Genomic DNA, 16,141 nt, shown 5'->3' on the forward strand with positions numbered 1-16,141 from the left:
TTCGCTCCGAAGAACAAAAGTTATAACAAACGTTATATTAGCCGGTCAAACTTGGAGTCGCAACCCGCCATGCTCACCGCCAACAAACTCATGCCCCAGGGCCGCGGTCTCGCGCCCGTGCTGCTCAAGCGTGCCGCCACCATCGAACTCGATTGGGACGTGCGCCAGAAAAGCCGTTTCGACGCCACCGACTCGCAGGGCCGGCAGATCGGCATCTTCCTGCCGCGCGGCACCGCGGTGCGCGGCGGCGACGTGCTGGTCGCGGAAGACGGTTCGCTGGTGCGCGTGATCGCGGCGCCGCAGCCGGTGCTGCGCATCACGCACTGCACGGCCCACGGCACGCCCTTCGACCTGACGCGCGCGGCCTACCACCTGGGCAACCGGCATGTTCCGATCGAGCTCAAGCCCGATCACCTGAAGATCGAACCCGACCACGTACTGGCCGACATGCTGCGTTCGATGCACCTGATCGTCGTCGCCGTCGAAGAAGCCTTCGAGCCCGAAGGCGGCGCGTACGGATCGCAAGGACACTCGCACGGCGGCCACAGTCACGACCATGGCCATGACCACGGCAAGAGCGGTCCGAAGCCACTCGTGCTCGCCCCCGAACTGCTCGACGACGATCACGGCCACGACCACTCGCACGACCACTCTCACGGCCACTCGCATTGAAATGCCCCACCGCCCTTCCCGTGCGCAGGACACTGGGTGCTTCCCGCAGCGAAATCAAGGAGGAGGGCGAAGCCCGGGGGACATTCGCGGAGGGAAGTACCCGGTGGCCTGCGCACGCGCCCTGAACAGCGGCGCACGTTAAAAACAAATGCCCACCCCGCACAGCCTCCTACAGCTCATCTGGCTGGCCTCCCCCGCCCTGCCGGTCGGCGGCTTCTCGTACTCCGAAGGCATCGAGGCCGCCGTCGAATGGGCCGGCATCCAATCAGAAGCCAGTGCCACCGAGTGGCTCTCCGACCAGTTGCACCTGAGCTTCGCGCGCGGCGACCTTGCACTGATGGCCCAGGCCATCACCGCCTGGCGCGCGAACGACGCACAACGCCTCCGCACCCTCAACGACTGGGTGCTCCACACCCGCGAATCCGCCGAGTTCTTCCTGCAGACCGAGCAGATGGGCCGCTCCTTCGTCGAGTGGCTGAAGCTGCACCATGCCGACACGGCCGAGGTCTTTGCCGGCCTGCCTGCGACCTACCCCGTGGCCTTCGCGTTCGCGGCCAGCCGCACCGAAGCGACCGTGCAAGACGGCTGCCTCGCCTTCGCCTTCGGCTGGGCCGAGAACATGGTCGCCGCCGCCGTCAAGGCCGTGCCGCTGGGCCAGAGCGCGGGCCAGCGCATCCTCGCGCGGCTCGCGAACGAAATCCCCGCGGCCGTCGACCGCGCGATGACGCTGAGCGACGACGAGCGCCAGGCCTTCGCGCCCCTGCTGGCCGTGTTGTCGGCCCGCCATGAAACACAATATTCCCGCCTCTTCCGAAGCTGACCGAACCGGACCTTTCCGCCCATGACCTCCGCCCTGCACCACATCCCGAACCGCACCAAGAAGCTCCCGCCGCTGCGCGTGGGCATCGGCGGCCCCGTCGGCTCGGGCAAGACCACCTTGCTCGAAATGCTCTGCAAGGCGATGCGCGACAAGTACGACCTCGTCGCCATCACCAACGACATCTACACCAAGGAAGACCAGCGCCTGCTCACCGTGGCCGGCGCGCTGCCGGCCGAGCGCATCATGGGCGTGGAAACCGGCGGCTGCCCGCACACCGCGATCCGCGAAGACGCGTCGATCAACCTCGAGGCCATCGACCGCATGCTCGAAGACTTTCCCGACGCCGACATCGTGTTCGTCGAATCGGGCGGCGACAACCTCGCGGCCACCTTCAGCCCCGAGCTGTCGGACCTCACGATCTACGTGATCGACGTGGCGGCCGGCGAAAAAATCCCGCGCAAGGGCGGTCCCGGCATCACCAAGAGCGACCTGTTCGTCATCAACAAGACCGACCTCGCGCCCTACGTCGGCGCGAACCTCGATGTGATGGAACAGGACACCCAACGCATGCGCCGCCAGCGCCCCTACGTGATGACCAACCTCAAGACGCACACGGGCGTCGCCGAGGTGGTGGCCTTCATCGAGGCCCGGGGCATGCTCACCGCCGCCTGATCTTTCAATCAAGGCGGCGGCGAACCTGGCGTCGCGCTCAGTGCGCGACCGCCTCCGGCATCTGCCCGAACTTCCCGCTGCCGAAATCCTTCATCGCCTGCACGATCTCGTCGCGCGTGTTCATCACGAACGGGCCGTGGCCGACGATGGGTTCGTCGATCGGCTCTCCGCTCAGCAGCAGCACCACCGCGTCGTTGTTGTTGGCGTCGATCGTGAGCGCATCGCCCGCGCGGTCGAGCAGCACCATCTGCGCGTCACGCACCACCGTCTCGCCGTTCACCTGCACCGTGCCGCGCAGCACCACGATCGCGGCCGCATGGCCTTCGGGCACCGGCAGCGTCACCTGCGCCCCCTGGTTCAGGCGCAGGTCCCACACGTCGATGGGTGTGAAGGTGTGCGCCGGCCCCTTGTTGCCGAGGTAGTCGCCTGCAATCACGCGCACGCTGCCCGCGCCTTCAGGCAGCGGCACCGACGGAATCTGCGCATCGACGATGGCCTGGTAGCCGGGCGTGGCCATCTTGTCCTTGGCGGGCAGGTTGACCCACAGCTGCACCATCTCGAGCTCGCCGCCGTCGCGCGTGAACGCTTCGGAATGGAACTCATGCAGGATGCCCGCACCCGCGGTCATCCATTGCACGTCGCCGGGGCCGATGGTGCCGCCCTGCCCGGTCGAGTCGCGGTGCGACACCTCGCCCTTATAGACGATCGTCACGGTCTCGAAGCCGCGGTGCGGGTGCTGGCCCACGCCGCGCGGCTGCGCGGTCGGCGTGAACTGGGCGGGACCGGCGTAGTCCAGCAGCAAAGGGGCTGGCGTGGCGGCCCAGCGTGTCGTAGCTGAACAGCGAGCGCACAGGAAAGCCGTCGCCGACCCAGTGCGGGCGCGGGGCGCTGTAGGTGCCGAGGATCTTCTTCATGGGGTCTTTCCTTTCCATCTGGCGGCTCGCCCGGTGTGGGAAAGCCATGCATCAAGGATGGGGCCGCAACGATGCTTTGAGTAGATGCCAGAATTCGCCCTCATCGTTCCATCTGACGAACGATCAACGGCACGGAGGGCCCCCAAAAGCCATGCGCGACCTGAACGACCTTTACTACTACGCCCAGGTGGTCGACCACGGCGGTTTTGCCCCGGCCGGCCGCGCGCTGAGCGTGCCCAAGTCGAGCCTGAGCCGGCGCATCGCGCTGCTCGAAGAGCGGCTGGGCGTGCGCCTCATCCAGCGTTCCACGCGCCGTTTCAGCGTCACCGACATCGGCCGCCAGTACTACGAGCACTGCGTCGCCATGCTGGTCGAGGCCGACGCCGCGCAGGAGGCCATCGACCGCCTGCAGTCCGACCCGCAGGGGCTGGTGCGGCTGTCCTGCCCGTCGGCGCTGGTGTACTACCAGGTGGCCGAAATGCTCGCCCGCTTCATGACCGAATGCCCGCGGGTGACGGTGCAGCTCGAAAGCACCAACCGCCGCGTCGACGTGATCCGCGAGGGCTTCGACCTCGCACTGCGCGTGCGCTTTCCGCCGCTCGAAGACACCGACCTCGTGATGAAGGTGCTGGGCCACAGCACGCAGCGGCTGGTGGCCCACCCGCGCCTGCTCGAAGGCCTGACGGCGCCGGCCAGCCCCGCCGACATCGGCCTGCTGCCCAGCCTCGACCTCGGCCCGGCCCAGCCGCACCACACCTGGTCGCTCGAAGGCCCCGACGGCGCAAGCGCCGAGGTGCGCCACCAGCCCCGCCTGGTGACCGACGACATGGCCGCGCTGCGGCATGCCGCCCTGCAAGGTGTGGGCGTGGCCAAGATGCCGACGATGATGGTGCGCGAGGACCTGCAGGCCGGCCGCCTCGTCGATGCGCTGCCGCAATGGGCGCCGCGCAGCGGCATCGTGCACGCGGTGTTCCCGTCGCGCCGCGGCCTGCTGCCGTCGGTGCGCAAGCTGGTGGACTTCCTGGCGGTGGAATACGAGGCGCTCGAAGCCCTCGAACTTGCCGGTGTGTCGGCGTCGCCGACCGCGTCGGGGCCGACGCGGACCTCGGTCGACTGACCCCGGAAAAACTACTCGGCCGTCCGCAGCGCGGGTGCCGTGGCTGCGGCAGTGCGCCGCGCATAGCGCTGCGCCAGCACCGCGCAGACCATGAGCTGCATCTGATGAAACAGCATCAGCGGCAGCACGATCGCACCGACGGCGTGCGAGGCAAACAGCACCTTCGCCATCGGAATCCCGCTCGCCAGGCTCTTCTTCGAGCCGCAGAAGACGATGGTGATCTCGTCCTCGATGTTGAAGCCGAAGCGCCGCGCCATGAAGGTCGTGAGGCCCAGCGCGAGTGCCAGCAGCACACCGCACACCAGCAGCAGGCCGAGCAGCGCGCTCACGGGAATCTGCTTCCAGAGCCCTTCGATCACCGCCGCGCTGAACGCCGTGTAGACCACCAGCAGGATCGAGCCCTGGTCCACGAACTTCAGCACCGCGGCGCGCTTCTGGATCCACTTGCCGATCAACGGACGCGACAGGTGCCCGATGACGAACGGCACCAGCAGCTGCAGCAGGATGCGTCCGATCGCATCGAGCGAAGAAGACGACGCCACCGCGCCACCTTCCGGCAAGACCACCAGGCTCACCAGCACCGGCGTGATGAACACGCCCAGCAACGTCGACGCCGACGCACTGCAGATCGCGGCCGGCATGTTGCCGCGCGCCATGGCCGTGAACGCAATCGCCGACTGCACCGTCGCAGGCAGCACGCACAGGAACAGCACGCCCGTGTACAGCTGCGGCGTCACCAGCGGCCCCAGCACGGGCCGCAGCGCGAGCCCCAGCAGCGGGAACAGGATGAACGTGCAGGCGAACACCAGCAGGTGCAGCCGCCAATGCGTGATGCCCGCAAGGATCGCCTCGCGCGACAGCTTGGCGCCGTGCAAAAAGAACAGCAACCCGATCGCGACCGTGGTCAGGCCTTCGAAGAAATGCGCCACGCGGCCGCTGGCGGGCAACAGGCTGGCCAGGGTGACGACCGCGACGAGCGTGAGCGTGAAGTTGTCAGGAAGAAAGCGTGAACGTGCCATGGCCTGCATTGGACCGCTCGCCCATTCAAAAGAGAAATGGATTTATCGGATGGATATATGATTTGAGCGCATGAACGTCACGCTGCGTCAACTCCGTGTCTTCCGCTCGGTGGCCGAGGGCCGCAACTTCAGCCGCGCAGGCGACCAGGTGGGCCTGAGCCAGCCTGCCGTGAGCCGGTCGATCTCGGAACTCGAGGCCCAGCTGGGCCTGAAGCTGCTCGACCGCACCACGCGCGAGGTGGTGCTGACCGAAGCCGGCCACTCGTTCGCGGCCCGGCTCGACCGCGTGCTCGACGAACTCGACCAGACCCTGCAGGACGTGGCCGGCCTGGCCAGCGCGCGCGGCGGCAAGGTGCGCGTGGCGAGCAGCCCCACGCTGTCGGCCAACCTCATGCCCGACTGCATCGCGGCCTGCGCGGTGCAGGCGCCGGGCATCCAGTTTCTGCTGCTCGACCGCATCCAGCAGGACGTGCTGGACAGCGTGCGCAGCGGCGAGGTCGATTTCGGCGTGGTGATCGAGCCCTCCGAAGCCGACGACCTGCACTGCGAATCGATCCTCGCCGACCCCTTCATGGTGGTCACGTTGCCCGGCCATCGGCTGACGGAAAAAAAGGCTTCGGTGAACTGGTCGGCACTCGACGGCCAGCCGCTGGTGCTGCTCGATCACGCCTCGGGCAGCCGGCGCCTCATCGACCTGGCGCTGGAGCGGCACGGCGCGCGCTGCGACGTGAAGCAGCAGCTGGGCCATGCGACCACCGTGTTCCGCATGGTCGAGGCCGGCATCGGCATCAGCGTGATGCCGGGGCTGTCGCTGCCGCCCGAGGGGCTGGCGAGTCTGGTGGTGCGCCCGCTGGTGCCGAATGTGCAGCGCGCGATCATGCTCATACGGCGCCGCAACCGCGAGCTGTCGCCGCTCGCGCAGCGGGTCTGGCGCATGGTGCGCGAGACGGCCGCGCTCAGTGAGGCATCGGCCGCGCCGGCGACGAAGGCGCGCTGAAAAAACGCTCCTGCCGCTGGCGCACGCAGTAGTCGATCAGGTCCTCGACCTCGGTGGCCTTGTCGAACACCGCGTCGGCGCCGAGCTGCGCGCACTTGCGGCGCGTCTCGGGCGTGGCGTGGTTGCTCAGCACCACGATCTTCTGCTTCGGGTCGCGGTTGCGGCAGGCCTCGAGCACGCTGTAGCCGGTGCCGTCGCCCAGGAACAGGTCGACGATGGCCAGGTCCCACAGCGCCGGGTTGTGCGTGAGCCAGCGCGTGCCCTCGGCCTCCGACTCGGCCTGGCCGACCGGATCGATGCGCGCCATCTCGCGCAGCGTGCCCGCCAGGCTCGCACGGAGCGCGGGGTTGTCTTCGACGATGAAGGCGCGGACGGTGGTCATGGCGGGAGGTGCGAAGGGACAAGTGCAGGCTACAAATTGCGCCCGCCACAAGTCGAAGGTGTGACACCTCACCGCGCGTAGGACATCACCCGCCGGCCTCTGCGCTGGTTCAGAGCGTGAGGATGGTGCAGCCCGTGGTCTTGCGTGCCTCGAGGTCGCGGTGCGCCTGCTGCACGTCGGCCAGGGCATAGCGCTGGTCGATGGGGATCTTCACCGCGCCGCTTCGCACCACCGCGAAGAGGTCGTCGGCCATGGCCTGCGTGCTTTCGCGCGTGGCGATGTGCGTGAACAGCGTCGGACGCGTCACGTAGAGCGAGCCCTTCGAGGCCAGCAGGCCGAGGTTGATTGGCGGCACCGGGCCCGAGCCGTTGCCGAAGATCGCCAGCAGGCCGAAGGGGCGCAGGCTGTCGACGGAGCCTTCGAAGGTGTCCTTGCCCACCGAGTCGTACACCACCTTCACGCCCTTGCCGCCGGTGATCTCCTTCACGCGCGCCGCGAAGTTCTCCGTGCTGTAGTTGATGGCGTGCGCTGCGCCGTGCGCCAGCGCGAGCTTGCACTTGGCGTCGCTGCCGGCCGTGCCGATGAGCTGCAGGCCGAGCGCCTTGGCCCACTGGCACGCGATGAGGCCGACACCGCCGGCCGCCGCATGGAACAGCACGAAGTCGCCGGGCTGCAGACCTTCGGCCGGCAGCGTCTTCTTCAGCAGGTACTGCGCGGTGAGGCCCTTGAGCATCATGGCCGCGCCGGTCTCGAAGGAGATGTCGTCGGGCAGCTTGCACACGCACTTGGCGGGCATCACGCGCAGCTCGCAATAGGCGCCGGGCGGCTGGCTCGCGTAGGCGGCACGGTCGCCGGCCTTCAGGTGCGTCACGCCCTCGCCCACCGCCTCGACGACGCCGGATGCTTCCATGCCGAGTTGCAGCGGCATCTGGAACGGGTACAGACCGGTGCGCTGGTAGGTGTCGATGAAGTTCAGGCCCACGGCCTTGTGGCGGATGCGGATCTCGCCGGGGCCGGGCTCGCCCACCTCGACCTCGACGACCTTCAGTTCCTCGGGACCGCCATGGCGGTCGATACGGACGGCTTTGCTCAACATCGTTGCTGTCTCCACGCAGGGGAAAAAAGAATGGGACGGGCATCGTGCCACGTTTGCTCTTTTCGCGACGGGCCACGGGCACTGCGCGGGCCCGGTAGAGTCGGCGGCCATGTCGTCCGCATCGCACCACCGCCTCACGCCCCTCACCGCCCTTCTGCTTACCGTTCCGCCGCTGCTGTGGGCCGGCAATGCGGTGGTCGGCCGTCTGGTGCGCGCGCTGGTGTCGCCGCTGACGCTGAACTTCGTGCGCTGGTTGATCGCGTTCGTGCTGCTGCTGCCGCTGGCGGCGTGGGTGCTGCGACGGAGCAGCCCGCTGTGGGCGCACTGGAAGCGCTACGCGCTGTTGGGCCTGCTGGGCATCGGCCTGTACAACGCGTTCCAGTACCTGGCGCTGCAGACTTCCACGCCGATCAACGTCACGCTGGTGGGCTCGAGCCTGCCGCTGTGGATGCTGGCCGTCGGCACGCTGTGCTTGGCGCGCGCGCCAGCCGGCGCACGGTGGGCGGCGCGCTGCTGTCGATGCTCGGGGTGCTGTTGGTCCTGAGCCGCGGCGAGTGGCAACAGCTGCTGGCGCTGCGACTGGTGCCGGGCGACCTGTACATGATCGTGGGCACCATCGTCTGGGCCTTCTACAGCTGGCTGCTGGCGCGCACGAACGAGCCTGCCAATGTGCGCGCAGACTGGGCCGCCTTCCTGATGGCGCAGCTGGTGTTCGGCCTCGCATGGTCGGGCGCACTGGCCGCCGGCGAATGGACGCTGACCGACGCCCACATCGACCTGGGCTGGCCGCTCATTGCGGCGATGCTGTTCATCGGCATCGGCCCCGCCGTGCTGGCCTACCGCTGCTGGGGCACCGGCGTGCAACGCGCGGGGCCGCAGGCGGCGAGCATCTTCATGAACCTCACGCCGCTGTTCGCGGCCGTGCTGTCAGCGGCCTTCTTGGGCGAGGCACCGCACTGGTACCACGGCGCCGCCTTCGTGCTGATCGTCGGCGGGATCGTGGTGTCGTCGCGGCGCTGAACGCGCGCCGCTGCGTCGGTCAGTACGTGCCCGGGTAGGCGCCGCCGTCGGCGAGCACGTTTTGCCCTGTCATGTAGCCGGCCTGCATGCTGCACAGGAACGCGCAGATCGCGCCGAACTCCGCCGGGTTGCCGAAGCGCTTGGCCGGAATGTTCTTCTTGCGCGCTTCCCATACCGTGTCGAAATCCTGGCCCGACTTCTGCGCCGCGCCGGCCATCGTGCCCTTGAGGCGGTCGGTCTCGAAGGAGCCCGGCAGCAGGTTGTTGATGGTCACGCCCTGCGCCGCCACCGACGTGCGCGCCACGCCCGCCACGAAGCCCGTGAGGCCGCTGCGCGCGCCGTTCGACAAACCCAGGATGTCGATCGGCGACTTCACCGAGCTCGACGTGATGTTGACGATGCGACCGAAGCCGCGCTTGGCCATGCCGTCCACCGTGGCCTTGATGAGTTCGATCGGCGTGAGCATGTTGGCGTCGACCGCCTTGATCCACGCCTCGCGGTCCCAGTTGCGGAAGTCGCCGGGCGGCGGGCCGCCGGCGTTGGTGACGACGATGTCGAAGTCGTGGCCCAGCGCGAACACGGCCGCGCGGCCGGTTTCGGTCGTGATGTCGGCTGCCACGTGCTTGACGAACGGACCCGACGGGCCGGCCGCTGCCACCAACTGCTTGGCTGCAGCGTCGAGCGCCTCGGCGCCGCGCGCCACGATCACCACGTTGACGCCTTCGCGCACCAGCGCCTCGGCGCAGCCGTAGCCCAACCCCTTGCTCGCGCCGCACACCAGTGCGGTCTTGCCTGCAATGCCCAGATCCATGTGTTTGCTCCAGTCGATCGATCGATTGATCGTGCAGGGCGGCTAGCGCCCCTTGCGTGTGAAAACGAAGATGCCCGCGATGACGAGCACCGTGCCGGCCGCGATCCACGCGGTGAACGGCTCACCCAATATGACCACCCCCATGAGGATGGTGGACAGGGGCCCGATCATGCCGGTTTGCGCCGCAATGGCGGGGCCGATGCGCTCGATGGCCATCATCACCATGAGGACAGGCACAGCCGTGCACAGCGTGGCGTTGAGCACCGACAGCCAGATCACCTCGGGCGCCACCGCCATCGCCGCACTCATCGGCCGCGTGAGCACGAACTGCAGGATGCACAGCAGGCAGGCCACGGTGGTGGCCAAACCCACGAGCCGCAGCGAGCCCAGGCGCTTGACGAACTCGCCGCTGTACACAAGGTAGCCCGCGTAGCTCACTGCGCTCAGGAACACGAGGAACGCGCCCCATGCGGCCGCACCGCCGCCCTTGCCGTCGCCACCGGTCCAGAGCTCGTGGCCGAACACCAGCAGCACGCCGGCGTAGCTCACGACCATGCCGAACACCTGCGGGCGCGTCGGGCGGCGCCGGTACAGCAGCCAGCCGAAGAACAGCACCAGCGTGGGGTTGAGGTACAGGATCAGCCGCTCGAAGCTGGCCGAGATGTAGGCCAGCCCGGCAAAGTCGAGAAAGCTCGCGAGGTAGTAGCCCGAGAAGCCGAGCCCCAGGATGCCGAGCCAGTCGCGCGTCGTGAGCGCGGGCTTGCCGCGGCCGGCCCACCACGCCATGAGCGCGAACAGCGGCAGCGCGAAGAGCATGCGCAGCATGATGAGCGTGATGGCGTCGACGCCATAGCGGTACGCCAGCTTGACGATGATGGCCTTGCCGCTGAAGGCGATGGCGCCCAGCGTGGCAAGGACGAGGCCGGTGACGTAGCCCTTGCGGGCGGCCTCGTGGGGTGCGGGGAGTGCCGGCCGATGCGGCTGCTTTGTTCATCCCCCGATCATCCCTTGATCCTCAGTAGCCTGCAGCGAGGCCGTCGCGGCGCGGATCGCTCGCGGCCACGTAGCCTTCGACCGACGGCTCGCCCGCGCGCCAGATGAACTGGCCGGCGCCGAAGTCCTGGTAGGAGTCGTTGATCACGTCCAGGTGATGGCCCAGGTCGCGCAGGCCCTGCACGGTGTCGGCCTTCATCGCGGCCTCGACGTTGATCTCGAGCCCCGCGTTGAAGCGCCAGCGCGGTGCGTCGCACGCAGCCTGCGGGTTCTGGCCGTAGTCGAGCATGCGCACCAGCGTCTGCATGTGGCCTTGGGGCTGCATGTTGCCGCCCATCACGCCGAAGCTCATCACCGGCTGGCCGTCCTTGGTGAGGAAGGCCGGAATGATCGTGTGGAACGGGCGCTTGCCTGGTGCCACCACGTTCGGGCTCTCGGCCTTGAGGCTGAAGCCGTGGCCGCGGTTCTGCAGGCTGATGCCGAAGTCGGGCTCCACGCAGCCCGAGCCGAAGCCCATGTAGTTGCTCTGGATGAAGCTCACCATCATGCCGCTCTCGTCCGCCGCGGTGAGGTAGATGGTGCCGCCCTTGACTGGGTTGCCGGCCTTGAAGTCCTGCGCCTTGTTCACGTCGATGAGTTTGGCACGCGAAGCCAGGTACGCGTCATCGAGCATTTGCGCGGGGGTCACCGTCATCGACGATGGCTCCGACACGTAGCGGTACACGTCGGCGAAGGCCAGCTTCATGGCTTCGATCTGCAGGTGCTGCGACTGTACCGAGTCGACCGTCAGCGAAGCGATGTCGAACTTCTCGAGGATGCCCAGCGCGATCAGCGCCGCGATGCCTTGGCCGTTCGGCGGAATCTCGTGCAGCGTGTGGCCGCGGTAGTCGCGCGAGATGGGCTTGACCCACTCGGGCTGGTAGGCCGCCATGTCGGCCACGGTGAGCGCACCGCCCTGCGCCTGCGAGAACCTGGCGATCGCTTCGGCGATCTCGCCGTTGTAGTAGGCCTCGCCCTTGGTGCGGGCGATGGCCTTGAGCGCGCGGGCCGCCGCGGTGAAGCGGAACAGTTCGCCGATCTCGGGCGCGCGGCCCCACGGCAGGAAGGCCTGGGCAAAGCCCGGCTGCGACTGCAGCAGCGGCGTGGCCGCGGCCCACTTGCCCTGCACTACCGGCGGCACGAGGTAACCGCGCTCGGCGATGTCGATGGCGGGCGCCATCAGGTCGGCAAAGGGCAGCTTGCCGAAACGGTCGCTCATCGCGACCCAGCCGCGCACCGCGCCCGGCACGGTGACCGAGTCGATGCCGCGCATCGGCGGCGTGGCGGCGTCGGCGCCGTACTTGGCCTTGAAGTACTCCGGCGTCCAGGCCTTCGGCGCGGGGCCCGAGGCGTTGAGGCCGTGCAGTTCCTTGCCGTCCCACAGGATGCAGAAGGCGTCGCTGCCCAGGCCGTTGCTCACGGGCTCGACAAGCGTCATCACCGCGGCCGTGGCAATGGCCGCATCGACCGCGTTGCCGCCCTGCTGAAGCATGCGCAAGCCGGCCTGCGCCGCCAGCGGGTGCGACGTGGCGACCACGTTGCGTGCGAACACCGGCAGGCGGGTCGAGAGGTAGGGGTTGTTGAAGTCGAAGTTCATGTCGGCGTGCTCTCGTTAGTCGTTGGTGATCTTGCGATCGACGACGATCTTTTTCCATTTGGCGGCGTCAACGGCCACCATCTTTGCGAACTGCTCGGGCGTGCCCGCGTTCGCCGGCTCGATGCCCAGGCGGGCGAGCTTGTCTTTCAGCTCAGGGTCGGCCAGCGCTTCGTTGGCGGCCTTGTTCACGCGCGCCACGATGTCGGCCGGCAGCCCCTTCGGACCATAGAAGCCGAACCAGGTGTTCGACTCGAAGCCCGGCAGCGTGTCGGCAATGGGCGGCAGCTCGGGCGCGAGCGGGCTGCGCTTGAGCGAGGTGACGCCCAGTGCGCGCAGCCGGCCGTCGCGCACGTGCGGCATGCCGGTGGGGAGCGAATCGAACAGCACGTCGACCTTGCCGCTGATGAGGTCGGGCACCGCGAGCGCCGTGCCGCGGTAGGGAATGTGCGTGACGAACACGTCGGCCTGCGCCTTGAAGAGCTCCGCCGTGAGCTGCACGATGGTGCCGTTGCCGCTCGATGCGTAGTTGAGCTTGCCGGGGTTCTTCTTGGCGTGGTCGATCCACTCGCGCACCGTCCTGGCGGGCGTGTTGACAGGCACCAGCATGATGCTCGGCGCATCGCCGACGTGGGCAATGGGCGCGAAGTCGCGCACCGTGTCGTAGGGCAGCCGGGCCGTGATGGCCGGGCCGATGGCGTGCGTGCTCGTGGTCGCGAGCAGCAGCGTGTAGCCGTCGGGCGGCGCCTTGGCCGCGAGGTCGGAGCCGATGGCGCCGCCCGCGCCGGGCTTGTTGTCGATGATCAGCTGGGCGCCGAGCTTCTCGCTCATCTTCTGGCCCAGCGTTCGGGCGAAGAGGTCGGTGGCGCCGGCCGCCGGGAACGGCACGATCAACCGGATCGGACGGTTCGGATAGGGCTGCTGGGCCAGGGCAGGCACCGCGGCCAGCACCAGCGCGGCCGCGGCGAGCGCGATACGGGTGGTTCGTTTCATGGAATTCATTGTGTCCGAGGTGGTGTGTCGAGGGCGCGCCTTGTCCGACGTGGCCGCAGGATTGGACTCGCAGGGCATTGAAAAGGGAAATGGATTTATCGGATAGATATATAAATTGAGTGCATCAATCGTGCCACGGCCATCACGCGGCGTGAGGCATGCCCACTCGACCATCAGAAATAGCGATGGCGCCGCATCAGCAAACGGTATTTCCTCCATCGCGCCCTGCCGCCCGATAGTCGCGCCAGTCCACTCGACACCGAAGTGGCGCACAGGAGAACTCCCCCTTGAACTTCCCTTCCATCGAGGGCGCCGATGCCGGTGCCCTCTGCTTCAGCTCGCGCGTTCTTTTCATGAAGCGGCACCCACTCGGCCTGGCCCTGGTGACCCTGGCCGGCACGGCGTCGGCACAGTCCTCTGTGACGCTGTTCGGCGTCGTGGACGCGGGTGTCAGCCATTTCGAGGCCGTTAGCGAGTACCGCCCGGCGTTCGATCCGCGGCGCCCTGCCGCCGCGCTGCTTGCGGCGGGCGTGCCGAAGGTGACGCAGAGCCAGACCACGCTGTCGCGCGGCGGCTACCGCGGCAGCAGCCTGGGCTTTCGCGGCACGGAAGACCTGGGCGGCGGCCTGGCGGCGAGCTTCTGGCTGGAGTCGAACATCAGCAACGACGACGGCAAGACAGGCCTGGCCTCTTTCGCCAAGCGTTCCACCGTGAGCCTGTCGGGCGGCTTCGGCGAGCTGCGGCTGGGCCGCGACTACACGCCGATCTTCCGCAACGACTCGCTGGCCGACCCGTTCGCCGTTCAGGGCGCCGGCCTGTCGGTGATTGCGCGCGTGAACAGCGCCTCGTCCGCATTGCTCGGGGGCGCACCGGCCGGCGTGGCCGCCGGCGACAACTACGCGCGCGCCAGCAACAGCATCGGCTACTTCCTGCCGCCGAACCTCGGCGGCTTCTACGGACAGGTCCAGTACGCCTTGCCCGAGAACATCCGCTACAGCCCCGAGCTCACGCCGACGAACGCGCGCGGGCGCTACATGGGCGGGCGCTTCGGCTATGCCAAGGGGGCGCTCAACGTGGCGCTGGCGCTCGGTGAAGACAACAAGGATCGCCTGCCCTCGGGTTCCGCGGCCAAGCCGCCCGTCGACGCCGGCGGCGAAGACCGGCTGAAGACCGTCAGCCTGAGCGCCACCTACGACCTCGGCCCCGTCAAGCTGCTGGGCGAGCTGTCGCAACTGCGGCACCGGCGCGCGCAGGCACAGCCCTGGGCACCGGAGCGCACCGACCGGTACGACGGCTACCTCGTGGGCGCCACGGTGCCCGTGGGCCCGGGGCTCATCCGCGCCTCCTTCGGCCGCGTGAAGTACCGCGCCGGCGGCACCGGCCTGCCAGGCGACGCGGCACAGGGCGCGAGTGCCAGCCAGTGGGCGCTGGGTTACGTGCACCACCTGTCCCGCCGCACGGCGCTGTACGCCACCTTCGCGCGCGTTCGCATCCGCGACGGCCAGAACGACAAGGCCATCGGCTCCGTGACGAGCGGCAGCGACGCACCCTATCCGGGCTACGTGGCCGCCAGCGGCTGGCGCCCGCGCAGTGCCATGGGCTACGACTTCGGCATCCGGCACATCTTCTGACCCCGTTCTCACTCCTCTACGCATTCACTCATGTTGATCCACTCACCCACCTTCGCCCTTCGCTCACTGGCCGTGGCCGCCCTCCTCGCCTTCGGCGCGGGCGCACACGCGCAGCCCGCTGCATCGTCGCCCGCTTCGGCGATCACGCCGCTCGTCGATGCGATGTACCCGCGGCTCGACGCGATCTACAAGGACCTGCACGCCCACCCCGAGCTTGCCTTCAAGGAAACGCGCACCGCCGCGAAGCTGGCCGCCGAGATGCGCGCGATCGGTTTCGAGGTGACCGAGAAGGTCGGCGGCACGGGCGTCGTCGCGCTCTACCGCAACGGTCCGGGGCCGGTCGTGATGGTGCGCACCGACATGGACGGCCTGCCGATGGAAGAAAAGACCGGTCTGCCCTACGCCAGCCAGGCCCGCACCGACTGGGGCGGGCGCGACAGCTTCGTGGCCCACAGCTGCGGCCACGACATCCACATGGCCAGCTGGCTCGGCGCCGCGCGCGCGCTGGTCGCACTCAAGGGGCAATGGAAAGGCACGCTGATGTTCATCGGCCAGCCCGCCGAAGAAACCGTGTCGGGCGCCAAGGCGATGCTCGCGGACGGCCTGTTCACGCGCTTTCCGAAGCCCGACGCCGCGTTCGCGCTGCACACGGCGCCCACGCCGCACGGCGCCATCGGCTATGGCGTCGGCATCAGCAGTTCCAACTCCGATTCGCTGGAGATCGTCTTCAAGGGAAGCGGCGGCCACGGCTCGCGGCCGCACACCACCCTCGACCCGATCGTGATGGCCGCGCGCTTCGTGACCGACGTGCAGGCCGTGGTGAGCCGCGAGAAAGACCCGGCCGAATTCGGCGTCGTGACCATCGGCGCCATCCAGGGCGGCAGCGCCGGCAACATCATTCCCGACACTGTCACGCTGCGCGGCACCATCCGCTCGTACAAGCCGCAGGTGCGCGACAAGCTGCTGGCCGGCGTGCGCCGCATGGCCATGGCCGCTGCCGCGACGAGCGGCGCGCCCGAACCCGTGGTGAAGCTGGTGCAAGGCGGAGAAGCCCTGGTCAACGACGAAGCCGTGGTGACCCGCGCGGCTGCCGCGCTCAAGCAGGCGTTGGGCGCGGCCCATGTCGTGCAGTCCACGGTGCCGTCAACGGGCAGCGAAGACTTCTCGGCCTTCGTCAACGCCGGCGTGCCGTCGATGTACTTCACGATCGGCGTGCTCGATGCGCGCGACATCGCGGCCTCCGCCCAACCCGGCGGCAAGCCGCTGGCCCGCAACCATTCGCCCTTCTTCGCACCGGTGCCCGAGCCGTCGATCAAGACCGGTGTGCACGCGATGACCGTGGCGGTGCTCAGCGCATTGGGCAAGTAGCGC

The 16,141-nt window shown here is 68.4% G+C and carries 14 protein-coding genes and 2 pseudogenes; 8 read left to right on the top strand and 8 right to left on the bottom strand.

The window, feature by feature from the left end; genetic code table 11:
- Nucleotides 1–69: 69 nt before the first annotated feature.
- The 3 genes from ureE to ureG all read left to right on the top strand — a co-directional run bounded on the left by ureE (nucleotide 70) and on the right by ureG (nucleotide 2,164).
- Nucleotides 70–672 carry an urease accessory protein UreE gene (gene ureE, locus GFK26_RS00160; RefSeq protein ID WP_153280320.1) on the top strand — a complete coding sequence of 201 codons (603 nt, stop codon included), beginning with the start codon at nucleotides 70–72 and terminating at the stop codon, nucleotides 670–672.
- Nucleotides 673–820: 148 nt separating this feature from the next.
- Nucleotides 821–1,492 (top strand): urease accessory protein UreF, encoded by a 672-nt coding sequence (locus tag GFK26_RS00165; RefSeq protein ID WP_153280321.1) that lies wholly within the window; start codon nucleotides 821–823, stop codon nucleotides 1,490–1,492.
- A 21-nt stretch (nucleotides 1,493–1,513) separates the two neighbouring features.
- A complete protein-coding gene (gene ureG, locus GFK26_RS00170) occupies nucleotides 1,514–2,164 on the top strand; it encodes an urease accessory protein UreG (protein WP_153280322.1) in 651 nt (216 codons plus the stop codon).
- 37 nt (nucleotides 2,165–2,201) lie between these two features.
- Here ureG and GFK26_RS00175 read toward each other — a convergent pair.
- Nucleotides 2,202–3,078: pseudogene (locus GFK26_RS00175) on the bottom strand (pirin family protein).
- Between the two features lie 151 nt (nucleotides 3,079–3,229).
- Here GFK26_RS00175 and GFK26_RS00180 point away from each other — a divergent pair.
- Entirely contained in the window at nucleotides 3,230–4,195 is a 966-nt protein-coding gene (locus GFK26_RS00180) for a LysR family transcriptional regulator (protein WP_153280323.1), read from the top strand.
- Between the two features lie 11 nt (nucleotides 4,196–4,206).
- Here GFK26_RS00180 and GFK26_RS00185 read toward each other — a convergent pair whose 3' ends face one another.
- Nucleotides 4,207–5,214 (bottom strand): bile acid:sodium symporter family protein, encoded by a 1,008-nt coding sequence (locus GFK26_RS00185; protein ID WP_153280325.1) that lies wholly within the window; start codon nucleotides 5,212–5,214, stop codon nucleotides 4,207–4,209.
- Between the two features lie 70 nt (nucleotides 5,215–5,284).
- Here GFK26_RS00185 and GFK26_RS00190 point away from each other — a divergent pair, with 70 nt between their 5' ends.
- Nucleotides 5,285–6,211, top strand: a complete 927-nt coding sequence (locus tag GFK26_RS00190; protein WP_153280326.1) for a LysR family transcriptional regulator — start codon at nucleotides 5,285–5,287, stop codon at nucleotides 6,209–6,211.
- Here the strand turns inward: GFK26_RS00190 and GFK26_RS00195 are convergent.
- Together GFK26_RS00195 and GFK26_RS00200 are read right to left on the bottom strand one after the other, a co-directional pair.
- Nucleotides 6,171–6,593, bottom strand: a complete 423-nt coding sequence (locus tag GFK26_RS00195) for a response regulator (RefSeq protein WP_153280327.1) — start codon at nucleotides 6,591–6,593, stop codon at nucleotides 6,171–6,173. The two genes, GFK26_RS00190 and GFK26_RS00195, sit on opposite strands and share 41 nt — an antisense overlap.
- Nucleotides 6,594–6,702: 109 nt before the next feature.
- Complete coding sequence (locus GFK26_RS00200; protein WP_153280328.1) at nucleotides 6,703–7,689, bottom strand: quinone oxidoreductase family protein; 987 nt, start codon at nucleotides 7,687–7,689, stop codon at nucleotides 6,703–6,705.
- 109 nt (nucleotides 7,690–7,798) lie between these two features.
- Here GFK26_RS00200 and GFK26_RS00205 point away from each other — a divergent pair.
- Nucleotides 7,799–8,709: pseudogene (locus GFK26_RS00205) on the top strand (DMT family transporter).
- Nucleotides 8,710–8,728: 19 nt separating this feature from the next.
- On the opposite strand, the gene GFK26_RS00210 reads toward GFK26_RS00205, so the two are convergent.
- The 4 genes from GFK26_RS00210 to GFK26_RS00225 all read right to left on the bottom strand — a co-directional run bounded on the left by GFK26_RS00210 (nucleotide 8,729) and on the right by GFK26_RS00225 (nucleotide 13,139).
- Nucleotides 8,729–9,520, bottom strand: coding sequence for an SDR family oxidoreductase (locus tag GFK26_RS00210; RefSeq protein WP_153280329.1), 792 nt, complete (start codon nucleotides 9,518–9,520; stop codon nucleotides 8,729–8,731).
- Nucleotides 9,521–9,562: 42 nt separating this feature from the next.
- On the bottom strand, nucleotides 9,563–10,426 hold the full coding sequence (locus GFK26_RS00215; RefSeq protein WP_153280330.1) for a DMT family transporter: 864 nt from the start codon (nucleotides 10,424–10,426) through the stop codon (nucleotides 9,563–9,565).
- Between the two features lie 109 nt (nucleotides 10,427–10,535).
- The gene (locus GFK26_RS00220; protein ID WP_153280331.1) at nucleotides 10,536–12,149 is read right to left on the bottom strand and encodes a gamma-glutamyltransferase family protein; all 1,614 of its coding nucleotides are present in this window, start codon (nucleotides 12,147–12,149) and stop codon (nucleotides 10,536–10,538) included.
- Between the two features lie 15 nt (nucleotides 12,150–12,164).
- The gene (locus tag GFK26_RS00225; RefSeq protein ID WP_153280332.1) at nucleotides 12,165–13,139 is read right to left on the bottom strand and encodes a Bug family tripartite tricarboxylate transporter substrate binding protein; all 975 of its coding nucleotides are present in this window, start codon (nucleotides 13,137–13,139) and stop codon (nucleotides 12,165–12,167) included.
- Between the two features lie 353 nt (nucleotides 13,140–13,492).
- Here GFK26_RS00225 and GFK26_RS00230 point away from each other — a divergent pair, with 353 nt between their 5' ends.
- Together GFK26_RS00230 and GFK26_RS00235 are read left to right on the top strand one after the other, a co-directional pair.
- Nucleotides 13,493–14,770 (top strand): porin, encoded by a 1,278-nt coding sequence (locus tag GFK26_RS00230; protein ID WP_153285802.1) that lies wholly within the window; start codon nucleotides 13,493–13,495, stop codon nucleotides 14,768–14,770.
- Nucleotides 14,771–14,800: 30 nt separating this feature from the next.
- On the top strand, nucleotides 14,801–16,138 hold the full coding sequence (locus GFK26_RS00235; RefSeq protein ID WP_153280333.1) for an amidohydrolase: 1,338 nt from the start codon (nucleotides 14,801–14,803) through the stop codon (nucleotides 16,136–16,138).
- The last annotated feature ends 3 nt before the right edge of the window (nucleotides 16,139–16,141 follow it).

It is taken from the genome of Variovorax paradoxus (assembly GCF_009498455.1).
Classification (GTDB): domain Bacteria; phylum Pseudomonadota; class Gammaproteobacteria; order Burkholderiales; family Burkholderiaceae_C; genus Variovorax; species Variovorax paradoxus_H.

Excerpts from the sequence above, each read along its gene's own strand:
- GFK26_RS00180 (WP_153280323.1), top strand. The coding sequence starts at position 3,230 with ATGCGCGACCTGAACGACCTTTACTACTACGCCCAGGTGGTCGACCAC.
- ureG (WP_153280322.1), top strand. The coding sequence starts at position 1,514 with ATGACCTCCGCCCTGCACCACATCCCGAACCGCACCAAGAAGCTCCCG.
- GFK26_RS00165 (WP_153280321.1), top strand. The coding sequence starts at position 821 with ATGCCCACCCCGCACAGCCTCCTACAGCTCATCTGGCTGGCCTCCCCC.
- GFK26_RS00195 (WP_153280327.1), bottom strand. The coding sequence starts at position 6,593 with ATGACCACCGTCCGCGCCTTCATCGTCGAAGACAACCCCGCGCTCCGT.
- GFK26_RS00220 (WP_153280331.1), bottom strand. The coding sequence starts at position 12,149 with ATGAACTTCGACTTCAACAACCCCTACCTCTCGACCCGCCTGCCGGTG.
- GFK26_RS00210 (WP_153280329.1), bottom strand. The coding sequence starts at position 9,520 with ATGGATCTGGGCATTGCAGGCAAGACCGCACTGGTGTGCGGCGCGAGC.
- GFK26_RS00190 (WP_153280326.1), top strand. The coding sequence starts at position 5,285 with ATGAACGTCACGCTGCGTCAACTCCGTGTCTTCCGCTCGGTGGCCGAG.
- GFK26_RS00225 (WP_153280332.1), bottom strand. The coding sequence starts at position 13,139 with ATGAAACGAACCACCCGTATCGCGCTCGCCGCGGCCGCGCTGGTGCTG.
- GFK26_RS00185 (WP_153280325.1), bottom strand. The coding sequence starts at position 5,214 with ATGGCACGTTCACGCTTTCTTCCTGACAACTTCACGCTCACGCTCGTC.
- GFK26_RS00235 (WP_153280333.1), top strand. The coding sequence starts at position 14,801 with ATGTTGATCCACTCACCCACCTTCGCCCTTCGCTCACTGGCCGTGGCC.
- GFK26_RS00230 (WP_153285802.1), top strand. The coding sequence starts at position 13,493 with ATGAAGCGGCACCCACTCGGCCTGGCCCTGGTGACCCTGGCCGGCACG.
- GFK26_RS00200 (WP_153280328.1), bottom strand. The coding sequence starts at position 7,689 with ATGTTGAGCAAAGCCGTCCGTATCGACCGCCATGGCGGTCCCGAGGAA.
- ureE (WP_153280320.1), top strand. The coding sequence starts at position 70 with ATGCTCACCGCCAACAAACTCATGCCCCAGGGCCGCGGTCTCGCGCCC.